General features: G+C 70.1%; 14 protein-coding genes and 2 pseudogenes. 7 read left to right on the top strand and 9 right to left on the bottom strand.

Annotated elements, in window-relative coordinates; translation table 11 throughout:
- Nucleotides 1-417: 417 nt before the first annotated feature.
- Complete coding sequence (locus tag OO63_RS18140; protein WP_030361910.1) at nucleotides 418-1,218, bottom strand: IclR family transcriptional regulator; 801 nt, start codon at nucleotides 1,216-1,218, stop codon at nucleotides 418-420.
- A 329-nt stretch (nucleotides 1,219-1,547) separates the two neighbouring features.
- Here OO63_RS18140 and allB point away from each other — a divergent pair, with 329 nt between their 5' ends.
- Together allB and alc are read left to right on the top strand one after the other, a co-directional pair.
- Nucleotides 1,548-2,885, top strand: coding sequence for an allantoinase AllB (allB, locus tag OO63_RS18135; RefSeq protein ID WP_030361909.1), 1,338 nt, complete (start codon nucleotides 1,548-1,550; stop codon nucleotides 2,883-2,885).
- A 4-nt stretch (nucleotides 2,886-2,889) separates the two neighbouring features.
- Nucleotides 2,890-4,020, top strand: a complete 1,131-nt coding sequence (gene alc, locus OO63_RS18130) for an allantoicase (RefSeq protein WP_030361908.1) — start codon at nucleotides 2,890-2,892, stop codon at nucleotides 4,018-4,020.
- Nucleotides 4,021-4,091: 71 nt separating this feature from the next.
- On the opposite strand, the pseudogene OO63_RS18125 reads toward alc, so the two are convergent.
- Nucleotides 4,092-4,298, bottom strand: a pseudogene (locus OO63_RS18125) (SDR family oxidoreductase); the annotation flags it as partial.
- A 183-nt stretch (nucleotides 4,299-4,481) separates the two neighbouring features.
- On the opposite strand from OO63_RS18125, the pseudogene OO63_RS46825 reads away from it, so the two are divergent.
- Nucleotides 4,482-4,695, top strand: a pseudogene (locus OO63_RS46825) (EamA family transporter); the annotation flags it as partial.
- A gap of 29 nt (nucleotides 4,696-4,724) precedes the next feature.
- Here OO63_RS46825 and OO63_RS45995 read toward each other — a convergent pair.
- Entirely contained in the window at nucleotides 4,725-4,946 is a 222-nt protein-coding gene (locus OO63_RS45995; RefSeq protein WP_169786622.1) for a hypothetical protein, read from the bottom strand.
- Nucleotides 4,947-5,258: 312 nt separating this feature from the next.
- A complete protein-coding gene (locus OO63_RS18115; RefSeq protein WP_030361905.1) occupies nucleotides 5,259-6,497 on the bottom strand; it encodes a cytochrome P450 in 1,239 nt (412 codons plus the stop codon).
- 289 nt (nucleotides 6,498-6,786) lie between these two features.
- Here OO63_RS18115 and rfbA point away from each other — a divergent pair, with 289 nt between their 5' ends.
- The 3 genes from rfbA to OO63_RS18100 are packed head-to-tail and all read left to right on the top strand — an operon-like array spanning nucleotide 6,787 to nucleotide 9,704.
- The gene (gene rfbA / locus OO63_RS18110; protein ID WP_030361904.1) at nucleotides 6,787-7,692 is read left to right on the top strand and encodes a glucose-1-phosphate thymidylyltransferase RfbA; all 906 of its coding nucleotides are present in this window, start codon (nucleotides 6,787-6,789) and stop codon (nucleotides 7,690-7,692) included.
- Nucleotides 7,692-8,687, top strand: coding sequence for a dTDP-glucose 4,6-dehydratase (gene rfbB / locus OO63_RS18105; protein WP_030361903.1), 996 nt, complete (start codon nucleotides 7,692-7,694; stop codon nucleotides 8,685-8,687). The genes rfbA and rfbB overlap by 1 nt, the downstream gene beginning before the upstream one ends.
- Before the next feature lie 9 nt (nucleotides 8,688-8,696).
- Nucleotides 8,697-9,704 (top strand): Gfo/Idh/MocA family protein, encoded by a 1,008-nt coding sequence (locus OO63_RS18100; protein ID WP_063750420.1) that lies wholly within the window; start codon nucleotides 8,697-8,699, stop codon nucleotides 9,702-9,704.
- 39 nt (nucleotides 9,705-9,743) lie between these two features.
- On the opposite strand, the gene OO63_RS18095 is transcribed toward OO63_RS18100, so the two are convergent.
- From OO63_RS18095 to OO63_RS18080, 4 genes are read right to left on the bottom strand one after another with little or no spacing between them, the layout of a single operon-like run.
- A complete protein-coding gene (locus OO63_RS18095) occupies nucleotides 9,744-11,147 on the bottom strand; it encodes an NDP-hexose 2,3-dehydratase family protein (protein WP_030361901.1) in 1,404 nt (467 codons plus the stop codon).
- A complete protein-coding gene (gene rfbH / locus OO63_RS18090) occupies nucleotides 11,144-12,448 on the bottom strand; it encodes a lipopolysaccharide biosynthesis protein RfbH (protein ID WP_030361900.1) in 1,305 nt (434 codons plus the stop codon). The genes OO63_RS18095 and rfbH overlap by 4 nt, the downstream gene beginning before the upstream one ends.
- A complete protein-coding gene (locus OO63_RS18085) occupies nucleotides 12,441-13,481 on the bottom strand; it encodes an NAD-dependent epimerase/dehydratase family protein (protein WP_051810965.1) in 1,041 nt (346 codons plus the stop codon). The genes rfbH and OO63_RS18085 overlap by 8 nt, the downstream gene beginning before the upstream one ends.
- A complete protein-coding gene (locus OO63_RS18080) occupies nucleotides 13,478-14,392 on the bottom strand; it encodes a putative sugar O-methyltransferase (protein WP_030361898.1) in 915 nt (304 codons plus the stop codon). The genes OO63_RS18085 and OO63_RS18080 overlap by 4 nt, the downstream gene beginning before the upstream one ends.
- A gap of 171 nt (nucleotides 14,393-14,563) precedes the next feature.
- On the opposite strand from OO63_RS18080, the gene OO63_RS18075 reads away from it, so the two are divergent.
- Nucleotides 14,564-15,925 carry an activator-dependent family glycosyltransferase gene (locus tag OO63_RS18075; protein WP_078619202.1) on the top strand — a complete coding sequence of 454 codons (1,362 nt, stop codon included), beginning with the start codon at nucleotides 14,564-14,566 and terminating at the stop codon, nucleotides 15,923-15,925.
- Nucleotides 15,926-15,979: 54 nt separating this feature from the next.
- Here OO63_RS18075 and OO63_RS18070 read toward each other — a convergent pair whose 3' ends face one another.
- Nucleotides 15,980-16,732 (bottom strand): AfsR/SARP family transcriptional regulator, encoded by a 753-nt coding sequence (locus OO63_RS18070; RefSeq protein ID WP_030361896.1) that lies wholly within the window; start codon nucleotides 16,730-16,732, stop codon nucleotides 15,980-15,982.
- Nucleotides 16,733-17,069: the final 337 nt, after the last annotated feature.

Below are 17,069 nucleotides of genomic sequence, written 5' to 3'. Positions count from 1 at the left end.
CGCCCGGACTTGTCCCGGGCTTGCCCGAAAGCCCGGCACCCTCAGCCCGCCCAGGCAACTCCTCGCCGAGGCGAGCTGAGCGACCCCGGGCAGGCGGTGCGTCCCACCCGGGCCGAAGCCCTGGCGGGGGCGGGCGGGTGGGGAAAAGCCCGTCCGGCGTTTGAGGACGAGCGCGCAGCGCGATCCGGGGGGCGGACCCGTGCCCTTCACCTCGGCGCGGAGTTTTCCCCCGTCCCGGCCAGGAGTTTCCGTCCGCCTCGGCGAAGTCCGTTTCAGCCCGTCCGGCGTTTGAGGACGAGGCGCGGAGCGCCGGTTCGGGGGAGGGCTGTCCCAGCCGCCACGGGACACCCGGCCCCGGGGTCCAGGGGCGGAGCCCCGGTTTCGGAGAAGGGGCGGGACTGGGGCGTCCCGCGAGGGTCAGGACGGGGGCGTCGAGGTGGCGAGGGCCTCGGAGAGTTCGGCCGCCACCTGCTGCAGGACGGGGACGATCTTCTCTGTGGCCGCTTCCGTCACCCTGCCCGCGGGGCCGGAGATGGAGATGGCCGCCGCCGTGGGGGAGTCGGGCACGGGCACGGCGAGGCAGCGCACGCCGATCTCCTGTTCGTTGTCGTCGACGGCGTACCCGGCACGACGGACTTCTTCGAGGGCGTCGAGGAATCCGTCGGGCGTGGTGATGGTCTTCTCCGTGGCGGCAGGCATGCCGGTGCGGGCGAGCAGCGCCCGCACCTCCTCCGCCGGAGTGTGCGCGAGCAGCGCCTTGCCGACACCGGTGGAGTGGGGAAGGACCCGCCGCCCCACCTCCGTGAACATGCGCATGGAGTGCTTGGAGGGCACTTGGGCGACGTACACGATCTCGTCCCCGTCGAGCAGCGCCATGTTCGCGGTCTCGCCGGTCTCCTCGACGAGGCGGGCGAGATAGGGCCGGGCCCAGGTCCCGAGCAGCCGGGAGGCGGACTCGCCGAGGCGGATGAGGCGCGGCCCGAGGGCGTAGCGCCGGTTGGGCTGCTGGCGTACGTAGCCGCAGGCGACGAGGGTGCGCATCAGTCGGTGGATGGTCGGCAGGGGCAGCCCGCTGCTGGCGGACAGCTCGCTCAGGCCGACCTCGCCCCCCGCGTCCGCCATGCGCTCGAGCAGGTCGAAGGCGCGCTCGAGGGACTGCACGCCTCCGCTCGCGGGGGACTTCGCGGCGTCGGTGGTGCTGGCGCTAGACGTCGGCACGGCGCGTTCCTTTCGGGGCCTTACGGGAGGGCAGGCAAGGCAGCAGCCTACCGGGCGCTTTCCCGGACAGCCCCGGTGCGGACGTCACGTCAGTGCCGGTCAGTGGGCGTTTGTCCGGTCTTCGAGGCGGGCGGGGACCTCCCTTGACGGTCCGCGTTGTAGATAGCTACGTTCTGGCCTGCGGAATTCTAATTCCACTTTGTGGAAACGTATAGGCCCTTGACGGATCAGGGCGCGAGGCGAAGACTTCTTCAACAGAACGTTGAATTCCGCTGGCCGGAAGGCCGGTGGAGGCGCACAGGCGCTCAGACGAACAGAGAGGGGCCGCGGTGTCCGGCGAGGAACTGGTGCTGCGCTCGACGCGCGTCATCACCCCGGAAGGGACGCGGGCCGCGTCCGTCGTCGTCTCGGACGGCACGATCGTGGCGGTGCGCGCACATGACGCCGCCGTGTCGACGCACGCACGCGTGGAGGACTTCGGCGACGATGCGCTGCTGCCCGGCCTCGTCGACACCCACGTCCACGTCAACGACCCGGGCCGCACCGAGTGGGAGGGCTTCTGGACGGCCACGCGCGCCGCGGCCGCCGGCGGCATCACCACCCTCGTCGACATGCCGCTGAACTCGCTGCCGCCGACGACCACGGTCGCGAACCTCCGTACGAAGAAGGACGTGGCGGCCGCCAAGGCGCACATCGACGTCGGTTTCTGGGGCGGCGCGCTGCCCGACAACGTCAAGGACCTGCGGCCCCTGCACGACGCGGGCGTCTTCGGCTTCAAGTGCTTCCTCTCGCCCTCCGGCGTGGATGAGTTTCCCGAGCTGACCCAGGATCAACTCGCCGCGTCCATGGGAGAGATCGCCGGGTTCGGCGGCCTGCTCATCGTGCACGCCGAGGACCCGCACGAGCTGGCCGCGGCCCCCGCCAGGAGCGGGCCCCGGTATGCGGACTTCCTCGACTCCCGCCCGCGCGTCAGCGAGGACACCGCGATCGAGGGCCTCATCGCCGTCGCCAAGCGCATCGGCGCCCGCGTCCACATCCTGCACCTGTCGTCCTCCGACGCGCTGCCGCTGATCGCCGCCGCCAAACGCGAGGGCGTCCGCCTCACCGTCGAGACCTGCCCGCACTACCTCACCCTGACGGCCGAGGAAGTCCCCGACGGGGCCAGCGAGTTCAAGTGCTGCCCGCCGATCCGCGAGGCCGCCAACCAGGACCTGTTGTGGCAGGCGCTCGCCGACGGCACCATCGACTGCGTCGTGACCGACCACTCGCCGTCCACCGCCGACCTCAAGACCGCCGATTTCGCCACCGCGTGGGGCGGCATCTCCGGGCTCCAGCTCAGCCTCTCGGCCGTGTGGACCGAGGCCCGCAAGCGCGGCTACTCCCTCGAGGACGTGGCCCGTTGGATGTCCGCGCGCACCGCCGCCCTCGTCGGCCTCGATCAGAAGGGCGCCATCGCCCCGGGCCGCGACGCCGACATCGCGGTCCTCGCGCCCGAAGAGACCTTCACCGTCGACGCGGCCGAGCTGCAGCACCGCAACAAGGTCACGGCGTACGCGGGCAAGACCTTGCACGGCGTCGTGAAGTCCACGTGGCTGCGCGGCCGCCGCATCCAGCACAACGGCGAGCTCACCGAGCCCACCGGCCGCCTTCTCGAAAGGAAGAACTGACACCGTGACCGGGTCCACACCTTCGTTCACCGGCAACGCGAACCCGTACACCCCGGGCACCGAGCCGTACGCGGACTACCGCACCGCCGACTTCCCCTTCACCCAGTACGCGAACCTCGCCGACCGCCGGCTCGGCGCGGGCGTCATCGCCGCCAACGACGAGTTCTTCGCCCAGCGCGAGAACCTCCTCGTGCCCGAGCCCGCCGAGTTCGACCCCGAGCACTTCGGTCACAAGGGCAAGGTCATGGACGGCTGGGAGACCCGCCGCCGCCGCGGCGTCTCCGCCGAGCAGCCCTGGCCGACCGCCGAGGACCACGACTGGGCGCTCGTCCGCCTCGGCGCCCCCGGCGTCATCCGCGGCGTCGTCGTCGACACCGCCCACTTCCGCGGCAACATGCCGCAGGCCGTCTCCGTCGAGGCGACGAGCGTCGAGGGCGCTCCGTCGCCGGAGGAACTCCTCTCCGGCGACGTGAAGTGGACGACCATCGTTCCCCGTACGCCTGTAGGCGGCCACGCCGCCAACGGCTTCGAGGTGACGGCCGAGCAGCGCTTCACGCACCTGCGCGTCAACCAGCACCCCGACGGCGGCATCGCACGGCTTCGCGTGCACGGCGAGGTCGCCCCCGACCCCAAGTGGCTCGCCGCGCTCGGCTCGTTCGACGTGGTCGCCCTGGAGAACGGCGGCCAGGTCCTCGACGCCTCCAACCATTTCTACTCCTCGCCGGTCAACACCATCAACCCGGGCCGCTCCCGCAAGATGGACGACGGCTGGGAGACCGCGCGCCGCCGTGACAGCGGCAACGACTGGATCAACTACCAGCTCGTCGCCGAGTCCTCGATCCGCGCGATCGAGATCGACACGGCGTACCTGAAGGGCAACTCGGCCGGCTGGGCCTCGCTCTCCGTCAAGTCGAGCGACGGCCCTGAAGGAGGGGAGTGGCAGGAGTTCCTGCCCCGCACCCGCCTGCAGCCCGACACCAACCACCGGTTCGTCCTCGACACCCCGGCGGTCGGCAGCCTCGTGCGGATCGACATCTTCCCGGACGGGGGCTTCTCCCGCCTGCGCCTCTTCGGCTCGCTGACCGAGGACGGCGCGGCCAGGCTGGCGGCCCGCCACCAGGAGCTGGGCGGCTGACGACGCCCGCCCATGGGGCGCACCGGGAGGACAGCCCCGGTGCGCCCCATTTTCCGTTACGGGCAGGTGGGTTACGCGGAGCGGCCGCCGTCGGCCACCAGCTCCGCGCCCGTGATGTACCCGGCCTCCTCGTCGGCCGGGTTCAGGTCGGTGTCGACCGCGCCCGGGTGAACGAGGTTCACGGTGATACGGCGCCCGCCGAGCTCCTGTGCCAGGGCCTTGGTCATGCCGGTGAGCGCCGACTTGTCCACATCGGAGAGCGTCAGGCTGCCCATGCCGCGGCTGCCACCGGTGACGAGTGCGACCTTGCCGTTCACTTTCTCTCCCTGAGTTGCTCCGCTGGGTTGCTCTGTCCTGTTGCCCTGCTGTCGTTGCGAGTTCACGTACAGCGGTGGGGCGACAGCGGTGCTGGCGGGAATCGGACGCCGAGATCGCGATGAGTTCCGGGCTCGACGGCTGAGGTGGCGCCCGGGGCGCCCGGGGTCCCGGCCCGCCGCGGCTGGCTCACCGATCTATCCGGTGCTCCTGGTCGCAGTAGCCTGGGGCGGCAGCCATCTCGCGGCCAAGGGCATCACCACGGCGCACACCGTCATCGCCGTCCTGATCCTGCGCTTCGGCGTGATCCTGCCCGCCCTGCCGGTGGCGGGGCGGAGGGCCGCACGAGGGCGTGCAGCACGACCGCGGGGACACCAGACCCACGAGGATCAGCAGGGCGCCCGCGGGGACGTCGCGGCCCGGGCCCGCGGGGCGCCCCACGGCCTCGCTGTTGAGGACTGTCTGGCCGGTGATCTCGGCCAGGGTGGTGCGAGCCCGGTGACCGCGGCGATGCCGGTGCCCGCGGCCATGCCGATGAGCACAGCGGTCTGCCGCCAGACCCCGGGCAGCAGTAGGAACGCGACGACCGTCACGGCGACGGACTTGAACAAGTCCGAACGTTCGGTACCTTTTTCCTTGCCCCCTGGCTCCCCTCGTGTTGTGTGATGCATCGGAAACAGTGCACTTGCAGAAATGGGGCGGAACTGGTCGGGGGGAATTTAGACATCTGGACATGTCGACATCCGGTGAAGCGAATTCTGTGCTGTTCCGAAGGGGGCTGAGCAGTCCGGGGTCGAACTTGCGCAGTGGGCTCTGGCCACCCTGGACAACACGGCCGAACAGGTCCTGGAGGAAGGGGTGAGAGCAAGGCCGCAGGGCGCGCACTCCGGACGGGGCGGAGGCGGGCCCTGCGACCTTCGAATTCAGAAGCGCACGGGAAGAGCCTTCAGATGCATGCCGTCTCCGGGCCGCGCCACGAACTCCAATGCGTCGCGGTGCACGGCGAGCTTCGGGTCACGGCCCTGGAGGAACAACTCGTCGAGCACGACCTCGGCCTGAATGCGCCCGAGTGCGGCGCCGATGCAGTAGTGCGGGCCGTGTCCAAAGGCCATGTGGCCCACGCCGCTGCCGAGGAGTTCACGGCCCACGTCGAGCCGCGGGGCGTCGTCGGAGTACTCGCCCGGGTCGTGGTTGGCGGCCAGGAGACCGGGGACGACGACCTCGCCGCGCGTGATCCGCACGCCCGCTAGCTCCACGTCCTCGGTCGCGTACATCGGGGCGCCGACCGGCACGGACGAGGTGAAGCGCAGCAGCTCGGGCACGGCCCGGGTGCCGAGGAGCCCCGGTTCCCCGCGCAGCCGCGCCAGTTGACCGGGGTGGTCGAGCAGGGCGAGGGCCGCGTCCGCGATGAAGTGCGCGGGCGGCATGATCCCGGTGTTGATGAGCAGCGCGACGATCGCGATGATCTGCGTCTCGCCGAAGTCGCTCTCCTCCTCGCTGACCCGTAACAGCGCGGAGACCAGGTCGTCCTGAGGGCTTCGGCGGCGCGACTCGATCAGTGACTTGCAGTGCTCGACCATGCCCTTGAACGCCGGGACGAGCCGCTCGGGGTCACCCGAGATGGCGTCCATGATCCCCGCCTTCACCCGCGGCTGGTCGACCTCCGCGATGCCGAGGAGCTCACAGACCGCGGTGCTCGCCAGCGGGTAGCTGAACTCTTCGAGCAGTTCGGCCTCGCCCTTGGCGGACAGGGGTTCGAGCAGCTCCCGGGTGACGCGGCGCAGCACGGGGCGCAGCGCCTCGACACGACGGGCGGTGAACGCGCGCGTGATGAGGCCGCGCATGCGTGTGTGGTCCGGGCCGTCGGACAGCACGAGGGTGCCGATGTAGCCGCGGTACTCCGGCGGCAGCCCGTACGCCGCGACCATCTGGTCCGCGATGCTGGGTCCCTCCTGGCCGGAGAGCTTGGTGGCGTCGCGTACGAAACGGGGATCGACGAGGATCGCCTTCAGGACCTCGTAACGCGTGACGAGCCACATGGGGGTGTCCACGTCGGCGAGCGTCACCTGCACCAGCGGGGCTTGCGCCCGCAGGGCCCGATAGCCGCTCGGTGTGCTGACGAACTCCGAACTGAGACTGGGGACATGCTCCGAAACCGACACGTGTGCGCCTCCGTCATTCGGGCCGCTGCTTTCGCTTCAAATGGTTTCTCTTGTACTGGCGACAGTACAAGAGAAAGGGCCTGGAATGTCGAACTCCGGGTGCGAGAAGGTCAATTCAAGTCCGGCCGCGACCGCCGCTCACGCCCCGGTTTTGAATGACCCAAGACCGGCTTTGGGCGGGCGGTCGAGAATGCGACGGATCGTGGATGGTCCGAGAACGATCCGACAGTCGTCCGAAAATGGTCCGAGAAAATGGAGGAGACGTGGTCCACCGAAAGGTATCGGTCCGGTGAAGGGCATCGTCCTGGCGGGCGGGAACGGGAGCCGACTGCAGCCCGTCACCCTCGTGAGCTCCAAACAGCTCGCTCCGGTCTACGACAAGCCCATGGTCTACTACCCGCTGTCCGTGCTCATGCTCGCGGGCATCGACGACGTCCTCATCATCGCCCGGCCCGCGGAGATCGAATCGTTTCGCAGGCTGTTCGGGGACGGCAGCAGGCTCGGCATGCGCATCGACTACGCGGCGCAGGAGGAGCCACGGGGGATCGCCGACGCCTTTCGCGTCGGGGCGGGCCACATCGAGGGCGAGAGCTGCGCCCTGATCCTGGGCGACAACCTCTTCCATGGCGCCAAGCTCCCCGCCCTGCTGCGCGGGAGCGCGCGAACGCTGCGTGGCTGTGTTCTCTTCGGCCACCAGGTCGCCGAGCCGGAGCACTTCGGCGTCGCCGAGATCGACACGAAGGGCCAGCTCGTCTCCATCGAGGAGAAGCCGAAGCACCCGCGGTCCAATCTCGCGATCCCGGGCCTGTACTTCTTCGACCACACCGTGTCGGACGTCGCTCAGGGCCTGCGGCCCTCCGCCCGGGGCGAGTTGGAGATCACCGACGTCCTGCGTGCGTACATGGAGGAGGGGCGTGCCGACCTGGTGTGGCTCGGCAGGGGAGTCACCTGGCTGGACGCCGGGACCCACGAATCCCTGCTCGACGCGGGCCGGTTCGTCCGGGACGCACAGCATCGCCAGGGCACGCGGATCGGCTGTGTCGAGGAGGTTGCCATGTACATGGGCTTCATCACTCCGGAGGCCTGCCATGAGCTCGGCGCCGGGATGGGCAGTTCGCCCTACGGCCAGTACGTCATGGAGAGCGCCCGCGAGTACCGTCTGGCCCCTTCGCTCGCCAACTTCATGGAGGAGTGATGCGTCTCCTGGTCACCGGCGCCGCCGGCTTCATCGGCTCCGCATACGTGCGCATGCTGCTCGGCTCCGGATCCGGCTCCGGCCTCGGCGAGACGGCGGCCGAGGTCTCCCACGTCACTGTCCTCGACAAGCTCACCTACGCCGGCAGGCTCGACAACCTCGACCTCACCCACCCCCGGCTGACCTTCGTCCAGGGCGACATCTGCGACGCCGAAACCGTCGACCGGCTCATGGCCCGGGCCGACCAGGTGGTGCACTTCGCAGCGGAGTCCCACGTCGACCGCTCCATCGCCGCCGCGGACGCCTTCGTCCGTGCCAACGTATCCGGCACCCAGACACTCCTCGACGCGGCGCTGCGCCACGCCGTCGGCCGCTTCGTGCACGTGTCCACCGACGAGGTCTACGGGTCCATCGAGACCGGCTCCTTCACCGAGGACGACCCCCTCGGCCCCAACTCGCCCTATGCGGCGTCCAAGGCGGCCTCCGATCTCATCGCCCTCTCCTACCACCGCACCCACGGCCTGGACGTCCGGGTCACCCGCTGCTCCAACAACTACGGCCCGCGGCAGTTCCCCGAGAAGGTCATCCCGCTGTTCGTCACGCGGCTGCTCGACGGCGGCGCGGTGCCGCTGTACGGAGACGGCGGGAACGTTCGCGACTGGCTGCACGTGGAGGACCACTGCCGCGGTGTCGACCTGGTGCGCACCGGCGGGCGGCCCGGCGTCGTCTACAACATCGGCGGCGGCACCGAGTTGAGCAACCACGAGCTGACCGAGCGCCTGCTCGCGGCCTGCGGCGGCGACTGGAGTCAGGTACGCCACGTACCGGACCGCAAGGGCCACGACCGGCGCTACTCGATCCGCGACGACAGGGCCCGGGCCGAGCTCGGCTACCGGCCCCTGCGCGACTTCGAGTCCGGGCTCGCCGAGACGGTCGCCTGGTACCGGAGCAACCGCTCCTGGTGGGAGCCGCGCACCCGCGGCGTCAGTGCATGAGGAGGAGATGTGGCAGCACCGACACGCCCGCTGCGTTGCGGGGTTCTGGGCTGCGCGGACATCGCGTGGCGCCGTACCCTGCCGGCCCTGGCCGGTGCGCCCGGTGTCGAGGTGGCCGCCGTCGCCAGCCGCGACGGGGCGAAGGCGGCCCGGTTCGCCGCCGCGTTCGGCTGCGCGCCGGTACGGGGGTACGACGCGCTGCTCGCGTCCCCCGACATCGACGCCGTCTATGTGCCGCTGCCCGCGATGCTGCACGCCGAGTGGGTCGAGAAGGCCCTGCGCGCGGGCAAGCACGTGCTGGCCGAGAAGCCCCTGACCGGGGACGCGGACAGCACCGGACGGCTGCTGCGGCTCGCCGAGTCGCTGGGACTCGTGCTCCTGGAGAACGTCGCCTTCCCGCACCACGCGCAGCACGCACACGTGCGCAAGCTGCTCGCCGACGGCGTCATCGCCGACGTACGCGACTTCACCAGCGTGTTCACCATCCCGCCGCTCCCCGAGGACGACATCCGCCATCGGCCCGACGTGGGCGGTGGCGCCCTTCTGGACATGGGCATCTACCCGATCCGCGCGGCCCTGTACTACCTGGGGGCCGACTTGGCGGTCGTCCACGCGGTGCTGCGCGTGCGGGCCCGCACCGGCGCGGTCGTGTCCGGGCGGATTCTGGCGTGCACGCCGGGCGGGGTGACGGCCGACCTCTGCTTCGGGATGGAGCACTCCTACCGCACGAGCTGTGAGTTCGCGGGCGGCAGCGGGCGGTTGATGCTCGACCGCGCGTTCACGCCGCCGGCGACGTACCAGCCGGTGCTGCGCATCGAGCGGCAGGACCATCGCGAGGAGACCGTGCTCCGGACGGACGACCAATTCGCCAATGTCGTACGGTGCTTCGCGGAAGCGGTGCGGGCGAGCGGCGCGGGCGGCGACGCCGCGGCGGCGCGGGAGGCGCGGGAGATGAGTCTGTGCCAGGCCCGGCTGGTGGCGGAGGCCGAGCGTAAGGCCGTACGGATCGAGGTCTAGCCTCGGCATGCCCCTGGCCTCGAAACGCCCCCTGGCTCCCTAGCTCCCCAGCGAGTCCAGGCACATCAGGAGCGTCCGTGCCTGGACGTTGACGTAGTGGCTGTGCCGGGCGAGCGCGGCGAGCTGGTCGTGCGAGACCCAGTGGAAGCCGGGCGGCGCGTCGAGTGGTGCCTGGCTCTCGTCGGCCTCCACGACGAGGTACCGGCTCACCGCGTCCAGGAAGCGGCCCCCCTCCTCCGAGTGCAGCGCGGAGTAGCGGATCCTCGACGGGTCGGCCGTCGTCACCAGGTCGAGGAAGGGCGGCCGGTCCGCGGCGGGCAGATGGGCGTGGTTGGCCGGCGCGCACTGGACGGTCGGGCCCAGCTCGGCGTCGAGGAAGCCGCCCTCCGCGCGAGCGTGTACCAGCACGTGCGGTACCCCCCCGACGGTGCGGGACAGGAAGGCGACGACGCCCTGGCCGAGTGGCTCGAACAGGGGCTGGGTCCAGTGGCCGACCTCCCTGTTGCCCGCCCGCACCGACACGGCCACGACGCGGAAGTAGCGGTCGTTCTCGTGGTCGACGGAGGACGGGCCGTGCTTCCAGCCCGGTACGCCGGCGAGCGGGACGCGCTCGGGGCGGATGGGGCTCGCGGCGCGCCGGCCCGCGAGCCAGGAGAGGAGCTCCGTGTCGGAGTGCAGAGCGGCACCTGAGTGCGGGGCGCCCGGCACGCCGGACCTGGACAGTCCGGCGAGAGCGGAGCGCGCGTCCATGTTCACCGTGTGGTCGTGGCGCAGGAGTTGATGGATCTGGCCCAGGGTGAGCCAGCGGAAGTCCTCGTGCTCCGGCACCGGACCGATCGCCTCGACGACCATGTTGCGGTTGCGCTTGCGGTAGAACCAGGAGCCGTGCTCGGACTGCAGCACGTCCGACAGGACGCGGGCCCGGGACGGGTCGGTGAAGTACTCCACATAGCGGACGGACCCGCCCTTGTGGACCTTGGTGTAGTTGCTGTAAGTGGCCTGCACGGTGGGGGAGAGCTGCAGCAGCCCGGGGTTGCCCGGCTCCATCTTGGCCTGCATCAGGAAGTGCAGGACCCCGTCGAACTCCTGGGCCAGGATGCCCAGAATGCCGGTCTCCCGCTGGACGATGACGGGCTGGTGCCACTCCACGGGAGAGGGCTGCTCGCCGACGCTGGCGTGCAGCCCCTCCACGGTGAAGAAGCGGCCGCTGCGGTGCACGAGATTCCCGGTCCCCGGGGCGAAGGACCAGCCGTCGAGAGCATCGAAGGGGATGCGGTCGACCGTGAACTCGACCTCCTCGCGCCGCCGTTGGAGCCAGGCGTGGATCTCGTCGCAGGACGCGTCCGCCGACGCGCTCGCCGAGCGGGCGATCCGGTCGGACAGGGAGGCGTCCGCGCGGGGCCGGAGCGGTGTCCGCACCCGCTCGCTCCCGACTTCGGTCATCGGTGGCTCCCCACGAACTCGGTGACGGAGGAGATGACGTAGTCGATCATCTCCTCGGTGAGGGCCGGGTAGACGCCGACCCAGAAGGTGTGCTCGGTGACGATGTCGCTGTTGGTCAGGTCGCCGGAGACCCGGAACTCGCGCTCGGCGTAGGCGGGATGACGCACCAGGTTCCCGGCGAACAGCCTGCGCGTGCCGATCTTGCGGGACTCCAGGAAGTCCACGAGCTCCGCGCGCCGGAAGGGCGCCCCGGGGTCGACGGTGATGACGAAGCCGAACCAGCTCGGGTCGCTGTCCGGCGTGGCCTCCGGCAGCACCAGCCACGGCACGTCCGCGAGCCCCTCGCGCAGCCGTCGCCAGTTCCGGCGCCGCACCGCGCTGAACTCGTCGAGCTTGCCGAGCTGGCTCAGGCCGAGCGCCGCCTGCAGATCGGTGGACTTCAGGTTGTAACCCACGTGGGAGAAGATGTACTTGTGGTCGTAGCCGTCCGGCAGTGTCCCCATCTGGTACCCGAAGCGCTTGCGGCAGGTGTTGCTCTCGCCCGGCTCGCACCAGCAGTCTCGGCCCCAGTCACGCATCGACTCCACGATCCGGGCCAGGGCGAGGTTCGAGGTGAGGACGCAGCCGCCCTCGCCCATGGTGAGGTGGTGCGCCGGATAGAAGCTGACGGTGGCGAAGTCGCCGAAGGTCCCGGCGAGCCTGCCGCGGTGGGTGGAGCCCACGGCGTCACAGGTGTCCTCGACCAGCAACAGCTCGCGGTCCTCGGCGAGTCGGGCCACTTCCGCAGCGTCGAACGGGTTGCCGAGGGTGTGCGCCATCATGATCGCCCGGGTGCGCGGACCGATGGCCTTCTCGACGCGCTCGACGGTGGTGTTGTACGTGCGCAGCTCGATGTCGACGAAGACCGGGACGAGGCCGTTCTGGAGGATGGGGTTGACGGTCGTGGGGAAGCCCGCCGCGACCGTGATCACCTCGTCGCCGGGCCTGAGCCTGCGGTCCCCGAGCGCGGGGGAGGTGAGCGCGGACAGGGCGAGGAGGTTCGCCGACGAGCCGGAGTTGGTCAGATGTGCCTTGCGCCGCTTCATCACGCGGGCGAAGGCCGACTCGAACGTGCGGGACGACGTGCCCGCCGCGATCCGCAGGTTCAGGGCGGCTTCCACGAGAGCCGCCCGGTCCTCCTCGTCGAGTACGGCGCCGGACGGCCAGATCTCGGTGACACCGGGGACGAAGCCCCGGTCGTCCTGGCGGTCCTGGTGGTACTTGCGGACTTCGTCGAGTATGTGATCGGCCCGATCACTCATGTGCTGTCCTTCCTTTGACCGTCCGGGAGTTGAGAACATCAGCCGTGCCGGGGCCGGGCACCCCGGCGGCCGACAGCAGATCGCGCACCGAGTCCGTCAGGGTGCGGTGTGGTGCCCAGCCGAGCAGCCGCCGCGCACGCGAGACGTCCAGGCGCTGCCACAGGCCGTCCGAGCGCGGGTTCGCCTGGGGCGGCGGCTGTTCTTCCCGTACGCGGACGGGGCGGCCGCCGCATGCGATCATCAGCTCGACGAGCTCGCGCACCGGCACGGCCTCGCCCTGGCCGATGTTGACGACGGCGCCCGCCTCGGCGAGTGCGGGAGCGGGAACCCGGGCTGCCGCGAGGACGGCCTCGGCGACGTCCCGCACGTCCACCAGGTCGCGGTGGGCGCGCAGCGGCGCGAGCCGCAACTCGTCGTGGCCCGCGGCCAGACGGGCGGCCACGGCACCGGGTAGGCCGGCCTCGGGGGCGCCCGGTCCGCAGGCGAGGGAGACGCGCAGCACCACCCCGTCGACGTCCCGCTCGCGGACGGCGCGGACGACGGTGCGGGTGCCCGCCAGCTTGGTGCGGCCGTAGGCGGTCGTGGGGGCGGGCGGCCAGTCCTCGTCGATGAGGTCGCCGGGGCCGGCCGGACCGTACTCGTGGGCGCTGCCGAGCTGGATGAGCCGGGGCCGTCGCGGCACGGCGGCGACGGCGTCCGTCAGCCGGGTCACCAGGCGGTCGTTGAGCTCGGTCATCTGGTGCTCGGTGCTGTTCCAGACCGCGCCCACGGCATTCACCACGACCTGCGCCCCGACGCCGGCGCACAGGCGGGCGAGTTCGGCTGAGTCCGCGGCGGCGAGGTCGAGGCGTACGGTCTCGACCGCGTCGGCCCCGTAGTCCCCGTCGTCCCCGTGTTCCCCACCGTCCCGCGCGTCCCGGCGGACCCGGGTCACCCGCGCGCCCGCCGTGGCGAACGCCGCGCAGATGTGCCGGCCCAGATAGCCCGATCCGCCCAGTACCAGGACCGGTCGACCGGTCGGCGCCCGGTTCACGGGCGGGTGCTGTCCTTCGTGTAGAGGGCCTGCCAGAAGTAGCTCCAGGGGACCCCGCGCCCGTGTGCCGCGGGGGACCAGGCGGTGCCCGGGCGGTACGCATCGAGGAAGTCGGGTGCCGCCGCTTGCACGGCCTCGCTGTCGTGAATGTCGAGCTGTTGGCGCAGCGGGCCGCTCGCGAGCGCCTCCTGCACGGCTTCGTCGCCCTTGTAATAGCCGTCGAGGCTCGGGTCGATGTACTTTCCGACCGGGTTCTTCACGAAGAACGCCGTGCACGTCCTGTCGATCAGCCGGAGGTATTCCTCGACGGTTTCCGGGATCATTTCCGTCATGGAATGGATGTTGACGCACAGGTCGAACTGCGCGGTGTCGAGCGAGGCGGTGACGTCGTCGACCTGGACGAACCGCATCTTCGCGAACTGCTTCTCGCTCAGGACCTCGCGGAGATAACTCCGGCTGAGGGAGAGGGTGTTCTTCAGGTCGATGACACAGTACGAGTCGAGGTCATAGTTGGACAGCATCGCATGGGCGAGGCGCCCGTATCCGGCGCCGATCTCCAGGACGCGGCCGCCCCGCAGATCGAGCTCCTTCTCGATGAATCCCAGCTCGAGCGCCGCCTGCAGATAGTCGAGACACACCGACGTACCGTCCAGGCGTACCTCGACGGGATTGCCGACCTCGCGGTTCTTGGTGTTCCGGATCTTCTGCCAGTCCTCGGGCCCCAGGCGTGTGGCCAGTTCATAGACCAGCGCCCGCAGATATCGGATGCCGTTCCTCCGCGGATCCCACAGGGCGAGGTGGTAGTTCCGGGAATCGGACTTGAAGTCTGTCAGGTTGTCGGCCCCGTCCTCGGTGACCCAGTTCTCGCTGATGCGCTCCCACTGCCGACTGGCCCGAAAGGTCCCTGCCATCCGATTCTCCCGCTTCTTGGGTGTGCCACGCGAACCGGTGGCGAGTGTGACCTGCGGAGCTAGAGCCGATCTAGGCCCGGTCTTACGCGCGTCCGGGGTGCCGGACGGGTCTAGAACGGGCCTAGTCCTGCCCAAGGAGCGGCTGCGAGGGTCCTCGATGTCGTGGCGCCTATGGAGGGGTTGATCGTCATGCGTGTCCTGTTTGTCACATTCCCTTGGCGGACTCACTTCCACGCCGTCGTGCCGCTGGCCTGGTCCTTGAACACGGCGGGGCACGAGGTGCGGGTCGCCAGCACCCCGGAGCTGACCGACGTCATCACCGGCTCGGGTCTCACGGCGGTCCCCGTCGGCCCCGTGGAGTCCGTGCTGACGAAGCTGGAAGGGCTGACGGACTCCGAGCACCGCAAGCGCGCCGAGGACCTCGCGGAACGGGGAGACCTCCTGGTCGACTTCGCCGAGAACCGCGAGGAGGAGCTCACCTGGGAGCGCCTGCGCTGGCTGTACCGGTTCTTCAGCGAGACCCTGCGGACCATGAACGACTCGATGGTCGAGGACCTGGTGGAGTACAGCCGCTGGTGGCAGCCGGACCTGGTGGTCTGGGACTGGATGAGCTACGCGGGTCCGATCGCGGCCACCGCGGTGGGCGCGGCCAACGCGCGCATGCCGATCGGTCTCGACGTGGAGGGCCGGATGCGGCGGCACTACCTGCGGCTGCGGGCCCAGCAGCCCGAGACGGAGCGCGAGGACCCCGTGGGGGAGTGGCTGGCGGGCTGGGCGAAGAAGTACGGCAAGCCGTTCTCCGAGGAGATGGTGACCGGGCACTTCAGCGTCGACCAGGTGCTGGGTTCGATGCGGGTGGAACAGAAGGTGCCCCATGTCGACAACCGCTACACCGCGTACAACGGGCCCTCCGTCGCGGCGGAGTGGACCCGCCGTGACCCGGAGAAGCGGCGCGTCCTCGCCACCTTCGGCCTGAGCCTGGAACAGACGGCGAAGCAACAGGCCCTCTCCGGCGAGCAGTTGCAGGCGATGCTGGATTCGCTCGCCGACCTCGACATCGAGCTGGTGCTGACCCTGCCGGAGCAGCTTGAGCGGGAACTCGATCGTGTCCCCGACAACACGAAGATCGTGCCGTTCGTGCCGGTGCACGTCATCCTTCCGTCGTGCGCGGCCGTGATCCACCACGGGGGAATCCCCGTATGGCTGGACGCGATGGCCCACGGGGTGCCCCAGGTCATGGTCAGCCGCGTCGTCCCGGACATCTCCGAACGCGGTCCGCGGCTCGAGCGGGCCGGGGCCGGACTGTGGTACCCGGTGGACGCGGAGGGCGACGGCCACCTGATGGAGAAGATGGGCGGGGCCGCGCCGGAGGCGGTCGGGGCGTGGATACGGGAATCCCTGGTACGGGTCCTCGACGAACCCGAGTTCCTGGCGGCCGCCGGACGGCTGCGCGAGGAAGCACTGGCCCAGCCGACACCCAACGACGCGGTGCCGGAGCTCGAGCGGCTCGTGGAACTCCACCGCTCCCGCTGAGCGCCCCGTGGCGCGGCCGGGAAGCGCGGCACACCGGACTGCGCCCCTGACCGCTCAGCGTCCCGTGTCCGCCGTCAGGATCGCCCTTTGGATGTCCTGGAGCGCCGGCCCGGGCTCGATGCCCAGCTCCTCCCGGAGAGTGCGGCGGGCGCGCTGGTACACGAGCAGGGCGTCGCCCCGGGACTCGCTGCGGTGCAGCGCCAGCATGAGCTGCCGGTGAAAGGCCTCCCGCAGCGGGTGCTCGGTGCTGAGGAGGTACAGGTCGCTGACGAGTTCGCGGTGGTGCCCGAGAGCCATGCGGGCGTCCATCAGGCCTTCCATGCACTCCAGCCGGGCCTCGTTGAGCCACGTCCAGAACCCCCGCAGGATCGACCCGCGGGCCGTGTCGGCGAGGAGTGGCCCCTGGCACAGGGCGAGCGCCTCCTCGAAGCTGTGCATCGCGGCTTCGTGGCCGCTGCTCCTGAGATGGTCCCGGCCCTTCTTCATGAGGCGCGTGAAATCGTGGAGGTCAAGTCCGTCGCTCCCCAGGGTCAACATGTATCCCGGGGGTCTGGTCAGGACCGGGCTCACCTCCGTGTCCGGGCGCCGGAGTAATTTGCGGACCTGGGAGACATACACATAAAGGCTCGCCGTCGCACTGCGCGGCGGCTCGTCCCCCCATATCTCGCTGAAGAGCTGTTCGGTGCTGACGACCTGATCGGAGCGGATGATCAGAGCGGTCAGCAGGGTCTCCACCTTCTGCGCCTGGATGGTCTTCGTCCGTTCCCCGTCGATGACACGGAGCGGCCTCAGAATTTCGTATCGCATGCTGTGAACTCCCGTTTCTTGGCAGACGTTCTTCCGGTCGGGCGGCAGTGCGGCCCGGAATCCATGAGAGCGGCTTTTCCGGAAGATCGTGAGGCATTCAGCGGATGGAACAAAGCCATGGCGGTATCATGTGAACTGGCCCGAACATACCTCAGATCGGCCCCCGGTGAACCGGCCGCGGCCGGTTCGGACGTCCCGTTGCCGGGACAACTCATCGGGCTTCGCCGAGCATTGACATGCGGCCGGGTCGGCGTGCTTACCTAATGGCTCACGACGATCGTCTCCCGTCGTTTGTCTCCCTCCAGTTCTCGGCGTCGCCGGTGAATTTTGGATTCCG

It is taken from the genome of Streptomyces alboflavus (assembly GCF_000716675.1).
In the GTDB taxonomy this organism is placed as follows: Bacteria; Actinomycetota; Actinomycetes; order Streptomycetales; family Streptomycetaceae; genus Streptomyces; species Streptomyces alboflavus.
Note: the sequence above shows the minus strand (reverse complement) of the source record. Positions and strands in the feature narration are given on the sequence as shown.

What these genes read in the sequence shown, in the direction of transcription:
- OO63_RS18070 (WP_030361896.1), bottom strand. Translation starts at nt 16,732, where the DNA reads ATGCGATACGAAATTCTGAGGCCGCTCCGTGTCATCGACGGGGAACGG.
- rfbB (WP_030361903.1), top strand. Translation starts at nt 7,692, where the DNA reads ATGCGTCTCCTGGTCACCGGCGCCGCCGGCTTCATCGGCTCCGCATAC.
- OO63_RS18075 (WP_078619202.1), top strand. Translation starts at nt 14,564, where the DNA reads ATGGAGGGGTTGATCGTCATGCGTGTCCTGTTTGTCACATTCCCTTGG.
- OO63_RS18080 (WP_030361898.1), bottom strand. Translation starts at nt 14,392, where the DNA reads ATGGCAGGGACCTTTCGGGCCAGTCGGCAGTGGGAGCGCATCAGCGAG.
- rfbH (WP_030361900.1), bottom strand. Translation starts at nt 12,448, where the DNA reads ATGAGTGATCGGGCCGATCACATACTCGACGAAGTCCGCAAGTACCAC.
- OO63_RS18095 (WP_030361901.1), bottom strand. Translation starts at nt 11,147, where the DNA reads ATGACCGAAGTCGGGAGCGAGCGGGTGCGGACACCGCTCCGGCCCCGC.